Origin of the sequence: Ferrovibrio sp. (assembly GCF_036381655.1) — a bacterium.
Taxonomy (GTDB): Bacteria; Pseudomonadota; Alphaproteobacteria; order Ferrovibrionales; family Ferrovibrionaceae; genus Ferrovibrio.
The window spans coordinates 20,312-39,942 of the sequence record NZ_DASVCJ010000025.1; the positions used below are offsets into that span (position 1 = coordinate 20,312).

The 19,631-nt window shown below is 63.1% G+C and carries 18 protein-coding genes; 13 read left to right on the forward strand and 5 right to left on the reverse strand.

The features are described from left to right. Positions 1–44 precede the first annotated feature (44 nt). Positions 45–1,595 (forward strand): multiple monosaccharide ABC transporter ATP-binding protein, encoded by a 1,551-nt coding sequence (gene mmsA, locus VF194_RS04990; RefSeq protein ID WP_330888642.1) that lies wholly within the window; start codon positions 45–47, stop codon positions 1,593–1,595. Continuing rightward, on the forward strand, positions 1,596–2,792 hold the full coding sequence (gene mmsB, locus VF194_RS04995; RefSeq protein WP_330888644.1) for a multiple monosaccharide ABC transporter permease: 1,197 nt from the start codon (positions 1,596–1,598) through the stop codon (positions 2,790–2,792). Positions 2,793–2,800: 8 nt separating this feature from the next. On the opposite strand, the gene VF194_RS05000 is transcribed toward mmsB, so the two are convergent. Next, a complete protein-coding gene (locus tag VF194_RS05000; RefSeq protein ID WP_330888646.1) occupies positions 2,801–3,157 on the reverse strand; it encodes a hypothetical protein in 357 nt (118 codons plus the stop codon). Positions 3,158–3,506: 349 nt separating this feature from the next. Here VF194_RS05000 and VF194_RS05005 point away from each other — a divergent pair, with 349 nt between their 5' ends. The 5 genes from VF194_RS05005 to VF194_RS05025 all read left to right on the forward strand — a co-directional run bounded on the left by VF194_RS05005 (position 3,507) and on the right by VF194_RS05025 (position 8,020). Continuing rightward, a complete protein-coding gene (locus tag VF194_RS05005) occupies positions 3,507–4,736 on the forward strand; it encodes an ABC transporter substrate-binding protein (RefSeq protein ID WP_330888648.1) in 1,230 nt (409 codons plus the stop codon). A gap of 66 nt (positions 4,737–4,802) precedes the next feature. Then, entirely contained in the window at positions 4,803–5,654 is an 852-nt protein-coding gene (locus tag VF194_RS05010; RefSeq protein ID WP_330888650.1) for a branched-chain amino acid ABC transporter permease, read from the forward strand. After that, positions 5,654–6,583, forward strand: coding sequence for a branched-chain amino acid ABC transporter permease (locus VF194_RS05015; RefSeq protein WP_330888652.1), 930 nt, complete (start codon positions 5,654–5,656; stop codon positions 6,581–6,583). Before VF194_RS05010 ends, VF194_RS05015 begins: the two co-directional genes overlap by 1 nt. Then, positions 6,580–7,326: an ABC transporter ATP-binding protein gene (locus VF194_RS05020; RefSeq protein WP_330888654.1), complete on the forward strand. Its 747-nt coding sequence runs from the start codon at positions 6,580–6,582 to the stop codon at positions 7,324–7,326. The genes VF194_RS05015 and VF194_RS05020 overlap by 4 nt, the downstream gene beginning before the upstream one ends. After that, positions 7,313–8,020 carry an ABC transporter ATP-binding protein gene (locus VF194_RS05025; protein WP_330888656.1) on the forward strand — a complete coding sequence of 236 codons (708 nt, stop codon included), beginning with the start codon at positions 7,313–7,315 and terminating at the stop codon, positions 8,018–8,020. Before VF194_RS05020 ends, VF194_RS05025 begins: the two co-directional genes overlap by 14 nt. 7 nt (positions 8,021–8,027) lie before the next feature. Here the strand turns inward: VF194_RS05025 and VF194_RS05030 are convergent, their stop codons facing one another. Next, positions 8,028–10,427 (reverse strand): transketolase-like TK C-terminal-containing protein, encoded by a 2,400-nt coding sequence (locus tag VF194_RS05030; protein WP_330888658.1) that lies wholly within the window; start codon positions 10,425–10,427, stop codon positions 8,028–8,030. A 129-nt stretch (positions 10,428–10,556) separates the two neighbouring features. Between VF194_RS05030 and VF194_RS05035 the strand changes: the two genes are divergently transcribed. Then, positions 10,557–11,045 (forward strand): Lrp/AsnC family transcriptional regulator, encoded by a 489-nt coding sequence (locus tag VF194_RS05035; protein WP_330888660.1) that lies wholly within the window; start codon positions 10,557–10,559, stop codon positions 11,043–11,045. Here VF194_RS05035 and VF194_RS05040 read toward each other — a convergent pair. Further along, entirely contained in the window at positions 11,042–11,935 is an 894-nt protein-coding gene (locus tag VF194_RS05040; RefSeq protein WP_330888662.1) for a LysR family transcriptional regulator, read from the reverse strand. The genes VF194_RS05035 and VF194_RS05040 overlap by 4 nt on opposite strands. Positions 11,936–12,042: 107 nt before the next feature. Here VF194_RS05040 and VF194_RS05045 point away from each other — a divergent pair, with 107 nt between their 5' ends. From VF194_RS05045 to VF194_RS05065, 5 genes are read left to right on the forward strand one after another with little or no spacing between them, the layout of a single operon-like run. Then, a complete protein-coding gene (locus VF194_RS05045; RefSeq protein ID WP_330888663.1) occupies positions 12,043–13,392 on the forward strand; it encodes an acyclic terpene utilization AtuA family protein in 1,350 nt (449 codons plus the stop codon). Between the two features lie 8 nt (positions 13,393–13,400). Continuing rightward, positions 13,401–13,757, forward strand: coding sequence for an AtuA-related protein (locus VF194_RS05050; protein WP_330888665.1), 357 nt, complete (start codon positions 13,401–13,403; stop codon positions 13,755–13,757). Further along, positions 13,754–14,725 carry a TAXI family TRAP transporter solute-binding subunit gene (locus VF194_RS05055; RefSeq protein WP_330888667.1) on the forward strand — a complete coding sequence of 324 codons (972 nt, stop codon included), beginning with the start codon at positions 13,754–13,756 and terminating at the stop codon, positions 14,723–14,725. Before VF194_RS05050 ends, VF194_RS05055 begins: the two co-directional genes overlap by 4 nt. 33 nt (positions 14,726–14,758) lie before the next feature. Next, positions 14,759–16,642, forward strand: a complete 1,884-nt coding sequence (locus VF194_RS05060) for a TRAP transporter fused permease subunit (protein ID WP_330888668.1) — start codon at positions 14,759–14,761, stop codon at positions 16,640–16,642. An 8-nt stretch (positions 16,643–16,650) separates the two neighbouring features. Then, a complete protein-coding gene (locus VF194_RS05065; RefSeq protein WP_330888669.1) occupies positions 16,651–17,568 on the forward strand; it encodes a 3-hydroxyacyl-CoA dehydrogenase NAD-binding domain-containing protein in 918 nt (305 codons plus the stop codon). Positions 17,569–17,633: 65 nt separating this feature from the next. Here the strand turns inward: VF194_RS05065 and VF194_RS05070 are convergent, their stop codons facing one another. Together VF194_RS05070 and VF194_RS05075 are read right to left on the reverse strand one after the other, a co-directional pair. After that, complete coding sequence (locus VF194_RS05070; protein ID WP_330888671.1) at positions 17,634–18,869, reverse strand: Zn-dependent hydrolase; 1,236 nt, start codon at positions 18,867–18,869, stop codon at positions 17,634–17,636. A 43-nt stretch (positions 18,870–18,912) separates the two neighbouring features. Further along, positions 18,913–19,596 carry an SDR family NAD(P)-dependent oxidoreductase gene (locus VF194_RS05075; protein ID WP_330888672.1) on the reverse strand — a complete coding sequence of 228 codons (684 nt, stop codon included), beginning with the start codon at positions 19,594–19,596 and terminating at the stop codon, positions 18,913–18,915. Between the last annotated feature and the right edge of the window lie 35 nt (positions 19,597–19,631).

The following is a 19,631-nucleotide window of genomic DNA, read 5'->3' on the forward strand; positions in this document are numbered from 1 at the left end:
AACGGGCGCCGCGTTTCCGGCCTTCCAGCGAGACGGGGCTGAACATGAGCACCATTCTCGAAATGCGGGGGATTACCAAGGCCTTCCCGGGGGTGAAGGCGCTCAGCGATGTCGGCCTGCGGGTTCGGGCAGGGGAGATCCATGCGCTGGTCGGCGAAAACGGCGCCGGCAAATCGACTCTGATGAAGGTGCTGAGCGGGGTTTATCCGCATGGCAGTTTCGAAGGTACGATCTCCTTCGACGGGCGGGAGGAGAAGTTCGCCGGCATCCGCGACAGCGAGGCCCGCGGCATCATCATCATCCATCAGGAACTCGCCCTGGTGCCGCAGCTTTCCATCGCCGAGAACATCTTTCTCGGGAACGAGGTCTCTTCCTATGGCGTGATAGACTGGCCGCTGGCCATGGCGCGCACGCGCGAGCTGCTCGCCAAGGTGGGGCTGGATGAGGAGCCCGAAACCCTTGTTGCCGATATCGGCGTGGGGAAGCAGCAGCTTGTCGAGATCGCCAAGGCGTTGTCCAAGCGCGTGCGGCTGCTGATCCTGGACGAGCCGACGGCATCGCTCAATGAAAGCGATGCCGATGCCCTGCTGTCCCTGCTGACCTCCTTCAAGCGGCAGGGGATAACGTCGATCCTGATTTCGCATAAGCTCAACGAGATTGCGAAGGTCGCCGATACCGTCACGATCCTGCGGGATGGCGTCGCGGTCGAGACGCTGGATCGCGCTGCGATCGTCGGGCCGGCGGGGGAAGTCGACGAAGACCGCATCATCAGGGGCATGGTGGGGCGCGACATGGCGCACCGCTACCCGCCACGCGAAGGCGTTCGGATCGGCGAAACGCTTTTCGAAGTCCGCAACTGGACCGTGCGCCATCCGACCCACGCACAGCGCGTCGTCGTCGACGGGGTCAATCTGTCGGTGCGGCGCGGCGAGGTCGTGGGCATCGCCGGACTGCTGGGTGCCGGCCGGACGGAATTCGCCATGAGCGTCTTCGGCGGTTCCTATGGGCAAGGCATTTCGGGAGAGGCGCGGATCTGCGGCAAGCCGGTCGAACTGTCCAGCGTATCCAAAGCGATCAAGGCCGGGCTCGCCTACGCGACCGAGGATCGCAAGAGCTTCGGCCTCATCCTGGAAGAGGATGTGCGTTCCAACATCACCCTGGCCAGCCTCGAGAAGGTATCGGAAACCGGCGTCATCAGTGCTCCGCGCGAGCGGCGCGTCGCCGAAGGCTTTCGCAGCCGTCTCAATATCCGCTGTCCCAGCGTGGCCCAGGCCGCGGTCAATCTGTCCGGCGGCAATCAGCAGAAGGTGGTTCTGAGCAAATGGCTTTTTGCCGATCCGGAGGTCCTGATCCTGGACGAGCCGACCCGTGGCATCGATGTCGGTGCGAAGTACGAAATCTACAGCATCATCAACGAACTGGCCCGTGAGGGCAAAGGCGTGATCATGATCTCCTCGGAAATGCCGGAGCTGCTCGGCATGTGCGACCGGATCTATGTTATGAACCGCGGACGCATGGTTGCCGAGTTCACCAGAGGCGAGGCCTCGCAGGAGGCCATCATGCGGGCCATCGTAAGATCGGGAGGGCTGAACTGAATGAGCGAAATCGCTTCTCGCCCGCAGGCCGCGTCGCCCCAGGTCTCCACCGCCGGGCTGTATAGCGGCTTGCGCGAATACGGCATGATCCTCTGCCTGTTCGCCATCATCGTCTTTTTCCAGTTCGTCACCGACGGCACCCTGCTGCGGCCGCTCAACCTGACGAATCTGGTCCTGCAGAACAGCTATATCGTGGTGATGGCGCTCGGCATGCTGCTCGTCATCGTCACCGGCCATATCGATCTGTCGGTCGGCTCCGTTCTCGGCTTCATCGGCGCGCTTGCGGCGGTTCTGATCGTGCAGTTTCATGTGCATTTCATCCTGGCCGCCATCCTGTGCCTGATCGCCGGCGGTGTGATCGGCGCGGCGCAGGGATATTGGATCGCCTATTTACGCATCCCATCCTTCATCGTCACTCTGGCCGGCATGCTGGTCTTCAAGGGGCTGACACTGGCGGTTCTGCAGGGGCGTTCGGTCGGTCCGTTTCCGCCGGCCTTCCAGAAGCTGAGCTCCGGCTTCATTCCCGACATCGTCAGCGGCGATTCCCTTCGCATCACATCGATGCTGGTCGGCGTCGCGCTTGCGGTGGTGCTGGCATTCCTGAACTGGCGGCGCCGGCTTCTCGAGCAGCGGCAGGGCGTCGAGCCGGAGCCGATCATCGTCTATGCCGCCAAGAATGGCGCCATGGCACTGCTGATCATTGCCTTCAGTTATCAGCTCGCCACCTACCGGGGGCTGCCGAATGTGCTCGTGGTGATGTTCGCCTTGATCCTGTTCTACCGCTTCGTGACCAGCAGGACGGTGATCGGCCGCCGTATCTACGCCCTGGGGGGCAATGAAAAAGCCGCCAAGCTTTCCGGCATCAAGACCGAACGGCTGGCCTTTCTCACCTTCGTCAATATGGGGGTTCTGGCCGCGCTGGCCGGATTGATTTTTGCTGCGCGCCTCAATACGGCCACGCCGAAGGCCGGATTGGGCTTTGAACTCGATGTCATCGCCGCCTGTTTCATTGGCGGCGCATCGGCCTCGGGCGGCGTCGGCAAAGTGACCGGCGCCGTGGTCGGCGCGCTGATCATGGGCGTCATGAACAACGGCATGTCGATCCTTGGCATCGGGATCGATTACCAGCAGGTCATCAAGGGCCTTGTGCTGCTCGCCGCGGTCGGCATCGACCAGTATCAGCGCCGGAAGCAGTAGTCTCCGGTCTATTCGTCCGCATGGAGCGCCGAGGACAAAGCGCCATTGCCGGTGGACGGAGGCGGGAGGTTGCGGGAGGACACTATCGGACGACGGATCGCGGAGCTTTCCGTGCGGCTGTCGCGGCTCTCCCATAACAGCCTGGTCTCGCCCGATGGCTGCAGCAGCATGACACAGCTTTCGCCCCGGCTTGCGCCCCGGCTTGCGCTCCGGCTTTCGCTCCGGCTTTCGCTTCGGGATTTTTCCGCCAGGCTCACCGCATGCCGCAGGGCACGGCTCGCGGTGAGATAGCCGCCATAGGTTTTCCCCTGCCGGCGCACATACCACAGATCGTCCCGTTCGAAGATGAGATAGCGGCGTCGCATTCCAGGCCTCCAAGCGGCGTTGGAAACAACCGACTGGCCCGCCTGTTCCACGCCCGGCTTCCCAAATGCCATGGCTGGGATCGGGTCTGGCCCTGCAAGCATCGGCTCGACGTCGATCGGTGGCAATGCGGGGAGCAGTCCGGGACAAGTCCCTGCGAGCATTGACGATTGAATATTGCGCCGAAGTCTCCCGCGATCGGTAGAGATCGCGGTCTGGTGCTTGCCTGAACGCCGGCCGAGGGGGCGGTTTGTATACAATGGAGTTGACTCCCTCCAATCCCCTGTGCAGTCTTTTCCAAAATAGAAGCCGCTGCGGTCATCGCCGTCGCGAGATATGAGGAGGAAACTGATGTTGGGATTCATCAGGTATCTGCTTGCGTGTCTTGCCGGTTTCCTTGCCACTGGCATGGCACTCCACTCATCGGCGTCTCTGGCCCAGAGCGGCAAACCCATCCGTATCGGCGTCCCGACCTCCATTCAGCTGCAGGTCGGGCGCGATACGCAGACCGCGATCAGCATGGCGATCGAGGAGATCAACGCCAAGGGCGGCCTGCTTGGCCGCAAGCTGGAAATGGTCGTGGCGGACGAAACGGAGAACCCGGAGCAGGGGATCGCCGCCATCAAGAAGCTGACCGCGGACGAAAAGGTCGATGTGCTGATCGGCGGATACACCAGCGGCGTCACCCTGGCGCAATTGCCGCATATCGCGCGGGCCAAGACGATTTACATCGGCGTGGGCGCCGCATCGCCGGCGATCACGCAGCGCGTGAAAGCCGATTACGAGCATTACAAGTACATCTTCCGCGCGTTCCCCATCAACGCCGCCTACCAGGCCAAAGGGCTGGTCGATTTCATCAGCGGCAAGCTCAAGGGGGAGATGAAGCTCGATAAGATCGCCATCATCGGCGAGAATGCCAAATGGGTGCAGGACCTGGTCCCCATCCTGAAGAAGGGCGCCACCGAGGCCGGCGCGCAGGTCGTGCTCAGCGAGTTCTTCGATACCGCGACCTCGGATTTCTCTCCCCTCCTGGCCAAGGTGAAGGACAGCGGCGCGCAATATCTGATCGTCATCCTGTCGCATGCCTCGTCCGACGTCTTCGTCAAGCAATGGTATGACGCGCGCTTCCCGATCCCCATCGGCGGCATCGACGTCAAAAGCCAGGATGCGGACTTCTTCACCCGCGTCAGCGGCAAGGCGATCAGCGAGACCGTCGGCAATTTCGCCGTCCGCGCTCCGCTTACGCCGAAGACGATACCTTTCTGGGATGCATTCGTGAAACGGGCCGGTACGGCCCCGGTCTATACCGGTGTCGGCGCTTATGACGCGACTCATATCTATGCCGAGGCGGTGGCGCGCGCCAAGACGACCGATCCGGATGCGGTGATCAAGGAACTGGAGAAGACGGATTATACCGGCGTGGCGGGAAGGGTCGTCTTTGACGAGATGCATGACGTCAAGAACGGGCCGGGCTACGTCAATCTGCTGTTCGCCCAGTGGCAGAAGGACGGCGAGCGGGTCATCGTGTGGCCGAAGGAAATAGCGACGGGGAAAATGATTGCTCCGCCGTGGATGCAATAGCTGGACGAAACCCGGTTTGCAGGTTGCCGTTTGTCCTGGCCAGTCCCGTAGGGTCATAGCCGGCCGATGCTAGAGATCATTGTCTATGGCGCGGTGACCAGCGCGATCTACGCCATGCTGGCGATCGGCTTCACGCTGATCTTCGGCGTGGCGCGGATCCTGAACCTGGCGCATGGCGCATTCTACGCGCTGGGCGCCTATGCCACCTTCTTCCTGACCTCGGTCGGGCTGCCGTTGATTCCGGCCGCCGCCCTGGCGGTGCTTTTCGTTGCCGGTTTCGGCGTGCTGATGGAGCGGTATCTGGTGCGGCCGTTGCGCCGCTCGCAGCTCGCCGTGCTGATGATCACCCTGGCGGTATCGCTGGCGGTGGAGCAGGCGCTGTTCCTCGTCTTCGGTTCGGAATACCGCAACGTTCCGTCCTTTGTCGGCGACAAGTTGACGATCGGCGGGGTCGATGTCAGCGGCCAGCGCATGCTGGCATTGGCGGTGGCCGTCGTCGTGCTGGGCGGGCTCTGGCTGTTCATCCAGCGCACGCGGCTCGGCTCGGCGATACTGGCGATCTCCCAGGATGCCGAAGCGGCCCAGTATATGGGTATCCCGAGCGATCGGATCTTCTCGATCGTCATGGCGATTTCGGCGGGAACGGCGGCGCTTGCCGGCCTGTTGGTCGCGCCTTTCCTTACCGTGCAGCCCTCGATGGGCCTGCTGCCGATGGTGAAGGCCTTCGCCATCGTCATCGTCGGCGGTCTGGGCTCGATCCCCGGTAGCATCATGGCTTCTCTGTTGCTGGGTTATTCCGAGACGATCGTTGCCTATCTCGGTTCGACGTCGTGGACCGAACTGGTATCCCTGGTGGCCGTCGTCCTGACCTTGCTGTTGCGGCCAGCCGGTTTGTTCGGCCGCCGGGCGGCGTTCTGATGCTGCGGATCGATAAACTCGATATCGCCGGTGCCGTGATCGTCGTGGCGGCGCTCGCGCTTGCTCCGGTCCTGATCGGCAGCGGCTACCTGACCGGTGTGCTGACCGTCTGCGCCATTTACGGCATCTGGGCGGCAAGCTGGGATTTCATGTCCGGCCTGACCGGACGCGAAAATTTCGGCCATGCGCTGTTCATCGGCGCCGGCGCCTACACCGCCGGATTCCTCGGGACGAAATTTTTTGCCGACCCGTGGTGGAGCTTGCCGGCCTCGGTCGTGGTGGCCGTTCTGTTCAGCGTCGTGGTCGGCTTTCCCACCCTGCGCCTGCGCGGCCCCTATTTCGCCCTGGCCATGCTGTCGGCGGCCGCGATCATGCAGCGGCTGATGCTGATCTTCTGGGAGGTCACCGGCGGCGAGGAGGGACTGTACGGGCTTGAGCCGCTCATATATTCGCAGCTTTACTATTACTGGTTCGTTCTGGGCGCCCTGGTGCTGACCGTGGCGGTTCTGACGCTGCTGGCCAGGTCGCCTTGGGGGCTGCTGCTGCGCGCCATCCGCGGCGACGAGGCGACCTGCCAGGCCTCCGGCATCAACATCACATTCTACAAGATCGGCTCGCTGATGATCAGCGCTGCCTTTGCCGGCCTGGGCGGCGCACTCTACGCGCATTACCAGCTTCAGGTCAGCCCGCCGCTCTTCGCCGTCGTCACCTCGATCACCGTGATCATCATGGTCTATGTCGGCGGGATGGGGTCGATCTGGGGACCGGCCTTGGGCGCCATCCTGCTCACATTGCTGACCGAAATGCTGCGTGGCTTCGGCGAATACCGCCTCTGGATTTATACACTCGTTTTGATCCTGATCCTGTTTTTCGTCCCCGGCGGTCTTCTGGCGCCGCTTTGGCGGCGGTTCAAAGAGGCGGTCGGATGAGCGCTCCGCTGCTGGAAGTATCCGGGTTGCGCAAGCGCTTTGGCGGCCTCGTCGCGGTCAACAATGTCAGCTTCTCGGTCAAGCATGGGGAGATCGTCGGCATTCTCGGCCCGAATGGCGCCGGCAAGACCACCATGTTCAATCTGCTGACCGGCTTCATTCCGCCGGATGCCGGCAGCATTAATTTCGACGGCAAGGATCTGCGCGGCCTCCCGCCGTATCGGATCGTCAATCAGGGCGTGGCGCGCACCTTCCAGCTGACGCGGCCGTTCCTGGGCATGAGCGTTCTGGAAAATGTGCTGGTTGCCTGCCTGTCGCCGCGCAGCCGCCAGAAGCAGGGCAGTTCGGAGCGCGCGAAACTCATTCTGGAGCAGGTCGGGCTCGGCGAGAAAGCCCAGCAGCCGGTGGAAGTCCTGCCATACGGCGATCTGCGGCGCCTGGAGATTGCGCGCGCGCTGGCGACGAAGCCGAGGCTGCTGCTGCTGGACGAGCCTTTCGCCGGGCTCGGCAGCAGCGAAATCGGACCTCTGGCGCAGCTTATCCGCAAGCTGCATGGCGAGGAGAATCTCACGATCCTCATCATCGAGCATAAGCTGCGCGAATTCATGGCGCTGGTCTCGCGGGTGATCGCTGTCGATTTCGGCGAGGTGATAGCGGAAGGCAGCCCCTCGGAGATCGTGCGCCATCCCCGGGTGGTCGAGGCCTATATCGGACGTACGGAGGCGGGCCTTGGCGCTGCTTGAGATCAGCAATCTCCAGGTTCGCTACGGTAAGGCGATCGCACTCGAATCGGTCAGCCTGCAAGTGGCGCCGGGAGAATTGATCGGCGTTCTGGGCCCCAATGGCGCCGGCAAGACGACGTTGCTGAAGGCGATATCGGGTATGGTCCCGGGCCAGGGCGAGTTGCGCTTCAAGGGGCAGTCGATCATCGGCATGCCGGCGCATAAGCTGGTCGGGCGAGGCATCTGCCATTGTCCGGAAGGACGGCGGCTGTTCCCGGAACTTACGGTCTTGAAGAATCTGCAGCTCGGCGCCTATCTGCGGCGCGACCCGGCCGGCGTTGCCGCCGATCTGGAACGCGTCTACGGTCTCTTTCCCGTCCTGAAGCAGCGCCAGAAGCAGCAGGCGGGCACATTGTCGGGCGGCGAGCAGCAGATGGTCGCCATCGGGCGCGCCTTGATGGGAAAGCCGGAACTGCTGCTCCTCGACGAGCCATCGGTCGGTATCGCACATCGGCTGAAGATGCAGATTTTCGATGCGATCCGGCGGATCCGCGAGGACGGCACCGCGATCCTCGTCGTCGAGCAGGACGCGGTTTCGACCTTCACGATTGCCGACCGGGTCTATCTGCTCGAACATGGCCGTGCCGTGCGCGAGGGCAGGGCGGAGGATCTGAAGAACGACGATCACATCCGCCAGATCTATCTGGGCGTTTAGGCCGACATCAAGGCAATGCCTTGAGGTGACGGATCGGCCGGCTGGGCGAAATGCTTTGCGCCGCCGCCACGATGGCGTTGGCATCGATGCCGTAATGGCGGTAGAGATCGCCGATCGCGCCGGACTGGCCGAAATGTTCGACACCCAGCGAGCGCGTGCGATGGCCATGCACTGAGCCGAGCCAGGCAAGGGTGGCCGGATGGCCGTCCAGCACGGTCACGATCCCGCAATAGGAAGGCAGCGGCGCCAGCAAACGCTCTATGTGGCTGTGGGCATGCCGCAGGCCATGCTCGCGCGCTCGCTGGGCGGCGGTCCAGCCGGCATTCAGGCGGTCGGCAGAGGTGATCGCCAGCAGACCGACATCCCGCCGATCCTCGGCCATCAGGCCCGCCGCCTCGATTGCCTCGGGCGCGACCGCCCCCGTATAGGCAACCACGACATCGGGATTCGGCCCCGGCGGCCGCAGCCAATAGGCGCCGTTGATGATCGCTTCGGCCAGCGGCGGGTCGATATTGCGCGCCGGCTGTTCGATCGGCCGGGTCGACAGGCGCAGATAGACCGAACCGCCAATTTCGTCGCGCAGCCATGTATGCCCGCTCGGCTCGTCGCTGCCGTCGCGCTGCAGATAGTCAAAGGCCCAGCGCAGGATGATGCCCAGCTCATCCACGAAGGCCGGCTCGAAGGCGGCCAGGCCATCCTGCGCCATGCCGATCAGCGGCGTGCCGATGGATTGATGCGCCCCGCCTTCCGGCGCCAGCGTGATGCCGGAGGGCGTTGCCGCCAGGATAAAGCGGGCATCCTGATAGCAGGCATAGTTGAGCGCATCCAGGCCGCGGGCAATGAAGGGATCGTACAGGGTGCCGATAGGCAAGAGCCGTTCTCCGAACAGCGATCCGGACAGGCCGAGAGCCGAGAGCAGCAGGAACAGATTCATTTCCGCGATGCCGAGTTCGACATGCTGGCCCTTCGGCGAGAAATCCCAGTTGAAGGTGGAAGGGATGCGCTCGCGCTTGAACAGGTCAGCCATCGCTTCGCGCGCGAACAGGCCGCGGCGGTTCACGAAGGGGCCGAGATTGGTCGATACCGTGACATCCGGCGAGGTCGTGACGATGCGCTCGGCAAGCGCCTCCTGCGATTTCGCCAGTTCGTTCAGGATCAGGCCGAAGCCAGTCTGGGTCGACATCTCCGGCTGATGCGGGACCGCCAGCGTTTGCGGAACCGGAATGGCGGCACTGCGCCTGCGCCGCGGCCATTCGGCATTGAAGGGCACTTTGGCCAGAAAGGCTTCGAGTTCCGTCCGTGGCAGGGCAAGGCCTTCGAAGGGATCCCATTCCCGCCCGGGCCGTATGTTCATCGCCGCGCGGAAGCTTTCCATCTGCTGCGGGGTCATGATGCCGGCGTGATTGTCCTTGTGGCCGGCAAGCGGAAGGCCATAGCCCTTGATCGTATAGGTCAGGAAGCATACCGGGCGATCATGCCGGCTTGCGGTCCGGAAGGCTTCCAGCAGGGTGGGCAGATCATGGCCGGCCAGGTTGGTCATCAGCCGAGCCAATTCGGCGTCGTTGCGGCGCTCGAGCAGCCGTGTGACCGCGCCTTGATCGCCGATATCGTCGAGCAGGCGCTTGCGCCAGGCTGCGCCGCCCTGGAAGGTGAGGGCGGAATAGAGCTGGTTGGGGCAGCGGTCGATCCATGCCCGCAACTGTTCGCCGCCCTCTTCGCGGAATGCCTCTTCGAGGAGCGAGCCGTATTTCAGGACGACGACATCCCAGCCGAAGGCACGGAACAGCGCTTCGAAACGGGCATAAAGTCCTTCGCGGATCACCGCATCCAGGCTTTGCCGGTTGTAGTCGATGATCCACCAGCAGTTCCGCAGGCCCTGCTTCCAGCCTTCCAGCAGCGCCTCGAAGATGTTGCCCTCGTCCATCTCGGCGTCGCCGACCAGGGCGATCATGCGCCCTTCCGGCTGATCGGCCGCCCAGCCATGCGCCTTCACATAATCCTGCGCCAGGCTTGCGAAGATGGTCAGCGCGGCACCCAGGCCGACGGATCCGGTGGAGAAGTCCACGTCGCCGGAATCCTTGGTCCGCGACGGGTAGGATTGCGCCCCTTTGTAACCGCGGAACTGCTCCAGCTTTTCGCGGCTCTGCCGGCCAAGCAGATACTGGATGGCATGGAAGATCGGACTGGCATGCGGCTTGACCGCCACCCGGTCCTGCGGGCGCAGCGCCGCGAAATACAGTGCCGTCATGATCGTGGCCAGCGATGCCGAGGAGGCCTGATGACCACCCACCTTCAGGCCATCCGTGTTGGGGCGAAGGTGATTGGCGTTGTGGATCACCCAGCTGGACAGCCAGAGGACCTTCCTCTCCAGTTCGGCCAGGCAGGTCACGATTGGATCGGTGGTCATGGCAAGCTCCCTCACTGGTCTCGGAAGCTGTTCTAATCCGGATCTCGGCGGCGAATCCTTGCGAATGTTTCCATATCTTCCGAGTATATTGGTTGAATCTGGCTCAAATGGCCGAGTTCGGGGTGAAAAATGGCTGATTTCGAATTGGACGCAACGGATTTGCGAATCCTGGCAAAGCTGCAGGAGGAGGCCAGATTGACCAATGTCGAACTGGCGGAAGCCGTCGGCTTGTCTGCCTCGCCCTGCGCCCGGCGGGTCCAGGCGCTGGAACGCGCAGGCATCATCGACCGGTATGTGACATTGCTGGACCCGGCGAAGATCGGCCTGCATGTCAGCGTCTATATCAGCGTCACCCTGGAGCGTCAGGTCGAAGAGGCGCTGCAGATATTTGAATCGGCGGTACGCTCCTATCCCGAGGTGATGGAATGCCACCTCATGACAGGCGATGCCGATTATCTGCTGCGGGTTGTCGTTCCCGATCTCGGCAGCTACCAGACATTCCTGCTGGAGAAGCTGACCCGCATTCCGGGCGTGACCAATATAAAGTCGTCCTTCGCGCTCAAGCAGGTCAGCTACCGGACCGCTTTGCCGCTGGAACAGCTATCCAGCCGGCACTAGGAGCATTGCTGCCGGAGCGTGGCAATCAGATCCGCCGCCGCGACGGAAGCGGTGCGGCCCTTGCGCTGAATGATCCCCATGGTCCGATGCAGGATCGGGTCCCTTATGGGCACTTCGGTCAAGCCGGCGAATTTCAATAGCGGCGTGGTGAGCGACGGCAGGGCGGCGATGCCCAGGCCCTGGCTTACCAGCGCGCCGACGGTGGCCAGATGTTCGGGGTCATACTGGCTTTGCGCCGGTATGCCGGCCGCCGCGCAGGCGGCGTCGATATGCTGGCGGACGCTGGAGGTCCGCGCCATGGAGATGATCGGGAACTTCACCATCTGGCTCCAGGTCACGGCCCGCTTGCCGGCCAGTGCATGATCTGGCCGGCAGATCATGACGAAGCGGTCGACGATGAGCGGTTGGAAGTGGAAGTCCTTCGCCTTGCTTGGCGCCACGGTCAGGCCGAAATCCGCGCCGCCGCTTTCGACGAGGTCCTGGATTTCGTCGTGCAAAGTGTCCCGGATCATCACGTCTATTCCGGGATAGCGGGATTTGAATTGCGCCAGGGCAGGCGGCAAGGTGACTGCGGCGATGGACGGCAAGGCCGCGACAACCACGCGGCCGCGGCGCCGGGCGAGATAATCCTGAAGATCGACGGAGACGGCCTCGAATTCATCGATCAGGCGCATGGCCAGCCGAAGCAGTTCCTTGCCTTCGGCGGTCAGCAGCACTTGTCGCGTGGTGCGGTCGAACAGCTTTGCATTCAGCGTCTCTTCCAGTTTCCGGATCGTGGCGCTCAGGGCGGGCTGCGACACATGCAGGCGCTCGGCCGCCTCGCTGAAGCTGCCGAGGTCCGCGATCATGCGGAAGGCCTGAAGCTGTCTGAGTGTGACATTGATAGACATGGATTATAAATAAATAAAATAAATCCATTTGTAAAATATGTAGCGGGATTTCAATCTGCTGCTGCGCGCCGAGCACGGCGCGCCAATACATGGTGGGGAGGAGCCAAGTGGCGGCAACCGACATCGTCTTCGCCGGCAGCGGTGCAGGATTTTCCGGCGACCGCCTCGATGCGCCCGCTCCGGTGGTGAAGAGCCTGATCCGCACCGGTCGCCCCGCCGCCATCATGTTCGAGACATTGGGCGAGCGAACGCTGGCTCTGGCCCAGCTCGCCCGCAGGGAAAATCCGGATAAGGGTTACGAGCCGCTGCTGGAACGCATCCTGGCGCCCATTCTGGATGCCTGCCTGCGGCACAATATCAAGATCTTGGGGAATTTCGGCGCTGCGAATCCCATGGCAGCGGCGAAAGTCATTGCCGCGCTGGGGCGGCGGCTCGGCTGCCGTCCGATGCGGATCGGCGTGGTGACGGGAGACGATCTCATCGGCACCAGCCTCATGGCGGAACTCGAGGATGAGGCAGGCCGGCCGCTGTATCTCGCCAATGCCGTCTCTGCAAATGCCTATCTGGGGGCGGCGCCGCTGGTCGCGGCGCTTAATGACGGTGCCGATATCGTGGTGACGGGGCGCGTCGCCGACCCGTCTTTGGCACTGGCGCCTTTCATCCATTATCACGGCTGGAACGCCGACGATCTGAGGCTGCTCGCCTGCGGCACCCTGGCGGGCCATCTTCTCGAATGCGGCGCTCAGGTTACCGGCGGCTATTACGCCGATCCGGGCTTCAAGGACGTTCCCGATCCGCACGATATCGGCTTTCCCATCGTGGCGATGCAAAGAGATGGCAGCTTCATCGTCGGCAAGGCCGCGGAAACCGGCGGCTTGGTCGATCGTCACACCGTGGCCGAACAGATCCTATATGAGATCCACGATCCGAGCCGATATCTCACGCCGGACATAACGCTGGACATAACGGCGGTCGAGCTGGAGGAGCGTGGCAAAAATGAGGTACGGGTCACCGGAGCGGCCGGACATCCGAGGCCCGACCGGCTGAAGGTGACCGTCGGCCTGGACGGCGGCTGGCTCGGCGAGGGAGAAATCTCCTATGCCGGCCCGAATGCGGCCGCGCGCGCCCGCCTGGCCTTGGAGGTGGTTCGCCGGCGTCTGGAGGGCGAAATAGCCGTCCGCGGCGACATCATCGGCGTGGCGAGCGTGTTTAACGACGATCGCGGCGAATGGCTGCAGCAGCATATGACCGCCTGCAGCGATGCCCGTTTGCGCATCGCCGGTTCGTCGCCGGACCGCGCCGTTGCGGATCGCGTGGCCGAGGAGGTTCTGGCGCTCTATACCTGCGGTCCTGCCGGAGGCGGCGGCGTCCGGGGCGGCACGCGCCGCCGCATCGCCACCATGTCGGCCTATATCCGGCGCGATCGGGTCAAAGCCGGGGTGGAGATCCTGACATGAGGCCTGCCATGCTCGAAATGCCGCTGCACCGGATCGCGCATGGACGCGCCGGCGACAAGGGCAACCGCCTCAATGTCAGCGTTATTGCCTATCGGGAGGAGTATTACCCGATCATCTGCCAGCAGGTCACGACCGAGCGGGTCAGGGATGTGTTCGCCCATCGCAAGCCGACATCCGTCATGCGGTTCGAGTTGCCGCGCCTATGGGCGGTCAACTTCATCATAGATGACGTTCTCGAGGGCGGCGTCAACGATGCCCTCAATCTCGATGGTCACGGAAAGACGCATTCTTTCCTGGTCCTGTCGCTTCCGGTTCAGGTGCCGGAGCCGCTTTGCCCAATAAACAAGGAGGAAACGGTAAAATGAAGAAGACGATTCTGGCCGCTGCGGCGATGGCCGCGGCATTGTCGATGACCACGCCGACCCTGGCGAAGGATAAGCTGCTCATCGGCGCAACCTCGGCGTCATCCAGCCAGTACGGCTATTTCGTCGCCCTCTCGCAGCTCATCAACGCCAAGGTGCCGAATGTCGAAAGCGCCGTTGTCGAAACCGGCGCAACGGTGGACAACCTGCGCCGGATCTCTCGCAAGCAGATCGATCTCGGACTGGTGACGACCAATGTCGGGTATCAGGCCTATGCGGGTTCGGGCGCCTTTGCCGACAAGAAGATCGACAACCGTCTGTTGTTCGTCTATTCCGGCGCGCCGCAGAACGTCTTTGTCCGTGCGGATAGCGGCGTGACCAAGCTGACCGAGCTGAACGGCAAGCGCTTCAATCCGGGGCTCAAGGGCTCGGCCACGGAAAAGACGGCCGAGGCGGTGTTCAAGGTGCTCGGGATCGCGCCTGATTACGTCCGTGGCTCTACCACCGACATCGTCGATGCGATCAAGGACAACCGGGTGATCGGCACGGTAAAATCCGGCGTCGGCAACAAGCTGGACGGCTCGACGCTCGACATCGCGACGTTTACGCCGATCAAGGTCCTGTCCCTCGATGCGGAGCAGAAAAGGAAGGTGGCGGAAGCTTTCCCCGATCTCTCGGTGGTGGATGTTCCTGCCGGCGCGGCGGAGGGCGTTCCGGCCTATACGACCTGGAGCTTTGGCCTTGCCGTGCATGCCCGCCCGGACCTGCCCGAGGAGATCGCCTATCAGATCGCCAAGGCCGTCTTCGAGGACAAGACCGTGCAGTCCGGCGCCCTCAGCAGCCTGAAAGGGCTGGATCTCGTGAAGATGACCGTGGAGAATGGCACGATCCCGCTGCATCCGGGCGTCGTCCGCTATCTCAAGGAGCATAACGTCAGCATTCCGGCAAAGTTGATGCCGAAATCCTCCTAAGCCACATACGGACGCCCCTGGGAGGCCTTTGGAATGTACGCCGTAACGACAAAGGCAGTCGCTGCCTTGCTCGGCCTGTTCATCTTGTACACGTCGGCATTCGGCGCTTTCGAAGGCCTTATCCAGCGGGCGATCTTTATCGGGCTGATCGTCATCCTCGGACTTCTGATGTTTCCACTGGGTGCCGGCAAGCGCTGGCGCCCGGTGGGAGCGGCGATAGATCTCGCCGCCTGCGGCATATCGCTCGCCGCCTGCATCTACACGATCGTCAACTATGACGAGATCATGGAAAGCCTGCCGACGGCGACCTCGCTCGACATCGCATTGACGGCCGGACTGGTGCTGACGATCCTCGAGGTGTCGCGGCGTGCCATCGGCTGGGTCTTCCCGGGCATCGCTGCCGCGGGGCTGGCCTATGCGCTGCTGGGGCAGTATTTACCGGGCTCGCTCGGGCATCGCGGCTTCGATGTCTATTTCGTTACGGAAACGCTGCTGCTTGGCGATCTGGGCGTCTGGGGTCTGCTGGTCGGAGTCGCCAGCACGACGATCGGCGCCTTCATCCTGTTTGGCAGCGTTCTGCTGTTCACTGGCGGCGGCCAGACATTCATGGATCTGTCGGTCCGGCTCAGCGGCCGTTCGCCGGGCGGCGCGGCCAAGATTGCCACAGTCGCCTCCGGCCTGTTCGGCATGATCAGCGGCAGCGCCGTGGCCAATGTGGCAACCACGGGCAATTTCACCATCCCCTTGATGAAGCGGCTGGGATACCCGCCTGCTCTGGCCGGCGGGATCGAGGCGGTCGCTTCCACCGGCGGCCAGATCGCCCCTCCGGTCATGGGGGCGGCGGCCTTCGTCATGGCGGAGATCATCGGCCGCAGCTATTTCGACATCGCCAAGGCCGCCGTCCTACCCGCCTTCCTCTATTATCTCGGTGCCTTCGCGACCATTCACTTCATCGCCATCAATCGCGGTCTCAAGGTGGTGCCGGAATCGGAGATGCCATCCTGGGCCAGCGTGCTTGCGCTGCGGCGGACCGGGCCGATCATCATGGCCTTCGGAGCCTTGCTGTTCGGCATCCTGACCGGCCGGTCGGTGCAGACGTCGGCGTTTTTCGGCATCATCGGCCTGTTTGGAAGCTTCCTGGCTCTCAATCTGCACAGCGCCAAGGATATCCGATCCACCCTGAAGCTCATCCTCGACAGCCTCGAGGATGCCGGCAAGGCGCTGGTGATGATCGGCATCCTTCTGGCCGGGGCGCAGATCCTGGTCAGCATGGTCAATATGACCGGCCTTGGCGTGACGCTGTCCTCCGTGATCGTCAGCATGGCCGGAAATTCGGTATGGCTGATCGCGCTTGTGACGGCCGTCGTCTGCATGATTCTGGGCATGGGTATCCCGACGACGGCGGCTTATGTGCTGGTCGCCGCCGTAATGGCGCCCGCGCTGATCAAGGTTGGCGTGCCGCCGATCATCGCCCATATGTTCGTCTTCTATTACGCCACCATATCCGTCATCACTCCGCCGGTTTGCGTTGCGGTATTCGTGGCGGCTGGCATCGCGCAGACGCATTGGCTCAGCGTCGCCCGCGAAGCCTGCAAACTGGGCGCGGTCACATACGTGATCCCGTTCATGTTTCTCGCTTATCCCGGCATGCTGGCGGCGGGAAGCTGGCTCGACTTTGCCGAGGCAGCGCTATCCGGGTTCATTTTCACCATGGCATTCGCTGCATTCTTCGGCGGCGCCCGGTTCTTCGATTCCAGGATCGTGAATGCCGTAGTGCTCTTGGCTATCGCCACGTTGTCGGCCTTGCCGACATGGTATGGCTTGGGCGTGGCGGCAGCAGCTTTTGTGTTTCTCTGGCTGTTACGGCGACATAGAATTCGTCCCGATACGGATTTGGCCCCGCAGGCGGGCAGCTAGGAGAGGCGATGGAGCTTCCGCGGAAAGTGGCGGTGGTCGGTTGCGGCACCGTCGGTGCAAGCTGGACGGCTCTTTTCCTCGCCCACGGGCTCGATGTGCAGGCGACGGATCCCGCGCCGAAATCGGAAGCCTACCTTCTGAAGATGGTCGAAAAGGCATTGCCTCAACTGGCGGCGTTAGGCTGCACGGGAAAGGGTAGGCTGACCTTCACGACCGAATTGTCTGCGGCCCTGAACGGAGCCGATTTCGTTCAGGAGAATGCGCCGGAAAACGAAGAGCTCAAGCGGCGCCTTCTGGCCGAGATCGACGCGCAGCTTCCGCCCGAGGTGATTGTCGCCGGCAGTACGTCGTCACTGCTGCGCAGCCGGCTGATTGCGGATTGCCGGCATCGGGAACGGCATATCACCGCGCATCCATTCAATCCGCCGCACCTGGTACCTCTGGTCGAGATCGTCGGAGAATCCGATGCCATCATGGAGCGGGCGGTCGCCTTCTATCGGTCGGTCGGTCGCCATCCGGTCGTGCTCCGCCGCGAAATGCCGGGCCATATCGCCAATCGGCTGTCCTCGGCGGTCTGGCGGGAGGCGGTCTATCTGGTGGAGCAGGGTATCGCCAGCGTGGCCGATATCGACGCCGCCATGGCTTTCGGCCCCGGACTGCGCTGGGCGATCATGGGGCCGCATATGACCTATCACCTGGGCGGCGGCGATGGCGGAATCCGGCATTACCTCGATCATCTCGGGCCCAGCCAGGTGCGCCGTTGGGAATCGCTGGGGCAGCCGCGATTCGACGAGGCGACGAAGCAGGCCCTGGTGGAGGGCGTCGCCGAAGAGGCGAAAGGCCGATCCATTGCGGATCTGGAAGCGGAGCGGGATCGCATGCTGATCCTGCTGCAGTTGATGAAAAAGGGGGCGGCCCCGGAATAGAAACCCGGCTGTCTTGCCGCAGCCGGATGCGTTGAAGCCGCCGCCGCCATCTGACGTATTTCACGTCAGGCCGCATGCTCCAGCATCGCGCGCAGCAGGACGTTGCAGCCGGCCGCGAGATCCTCGGCCGTTGCCGATTCGACTTCATTGTGGCTGATGCCGTCGGCGCAGGGGACGAAAATCATTCCTGTGGGCGCGACGCGATTGATATAGCCGGCATCGTGGCCCGCCCCGGAGACGATATCCATATGGGCAAAGCCGGCTTCCTCGGCGGCCTTGCGGACAGCGGCAATGCAATCCTGATGGTAATGCACCGCCGGTGAATCCCAGACCTCCTTGCAGTCGTAAGTCAGGCCAAGGTCGCCGCAGACTTCGGCGCAGGTCCGCTCCAGATCGGCTTTCATCTTCGCCAATTCCGCATCCTGCGGATGCCGCAGGTCGACCGAAAAGAACACCGTTCCCGGAATGGTGTTGCGCGAATTCGGACTCACCTTCACGAGGCCGACCGTGGAGACGCCCGGCTTGTGATCGAGCGCAATTTTGTTGATGCGGTCGACGATGCGGGCGCAGCCCAGCATGGCATCCTTGCGCCGGTTCATCGGCGTGGTGCCGGCGTGGCTTTCGGTGCCTGTCAGTGTCACCTCGAACCAGCGCATGCCCTGAATGCCCTGGACCACGCCGATGGTCCGCTTTTCCCCCTCCAGGATCGGCCCCTGTTCGATATGCGCCTCGAAGAAGGCCTTGAACTTGCGGCCGCCGACCGGTGCGTCGCCGAAATAGCCGATCCGCTTGAGCTCGTTGCCGATGGTTTTGCCATCGAGATCGGTACGGCTATGGCCGTATTCCTCGGTGAAGACGCCGGCGAAGACGCCGGAGGACACCATGGCCGGGGCGAAGCGCGAGCCCTCTTCGTTGGTCCAGACCGAAACCTCGATGGGCGCTTCGGTCTCGAAGTTGAAGTCGTTGAGCGTGCGGATCACCTCCAGACCGGCCAGCACGCCGTAAACGCCGTCGAACTTTCCTCCGGTCGGCTGGGTATCGAGATGGCTGCCGGTCACCACCGGCGGAAGCTCGTTGTTCCTGCCGGGCCGGCGGGCGAAGATGTTGCCCATGCGGTCGATGGTGATCGTGCAGCCCGCCTCCTTGCACCAGCGGACGAACAAATCTCGGCCTTGCTTGTCCAGATCGGTCAAGGCGAGGCGGGCGCAGCCGCCTTTCGGCGTGGCCCCGATCTTCGCCATCTCCATCAGGCTTCCCCACAACCGATCCCTGTTGACCTGGATGTTTTTCGCTTTTGCCATAATCGACCTCCCTGAATGCTGGCCAGCCCGCTGCCTTGGCGGGCTATGCCCGCCCATAGACGGGCAGGACGGCGCCGCTGGTCGCCATATTGTCGGGCGATGCGAGAAAGGCGATCGTCCTGGCAATCGCCTGCGGCGCGACCCAGGAGGTGTGATCGGCTTTCGGCATCGCGGCGCGATTGCCCGGCGTGTCGATGGTGGACGGTGCGACGGCATTGACGAGAATCCGGCGTTCGGCCAGTTCGGCGGCCAGTGCCGCGGTGAGTGCGGCAACGCCGGCTTTGCTGACGGTATAGGCAGCCATGCCCGCCCCCAGCCAAGGCTCCAATGCCGGTCGGGCGGCGACATTGACGATCCTGCCCCCGGCGGCGCCGAAGCGCCGGGCCGCGGCTCGGCAGCACAGAAAACAACAGGCGAGATTGGTATCCAGCATCCGATCGAAATCGGCCTTGCTCGTTTCCGTCAGCTTTGACATGGCGAAGCCGCCGGCGACATGGATCGAGGCCCATAAATCTGGAATCCGCGAGTAGAAAGCCTCGACGGCCGCCTCACTGGAGAGATCGCAGCCAGTCACGAACGTAACACAATCCCCCTGTGGCGGCCTGACAGTGCCGGATCGAACGGGTACATAGCAGTGCGCGCCAGCCTGCAGCAGCGTCTCTACCACGGCGGAGCCAAGTGCCCCGGCACCGCCGGTCACGACCACGGCGCGATTGTCGAATTGCATGGCTTGCGTCCTTCGACTTGACGATTGGCCATTCC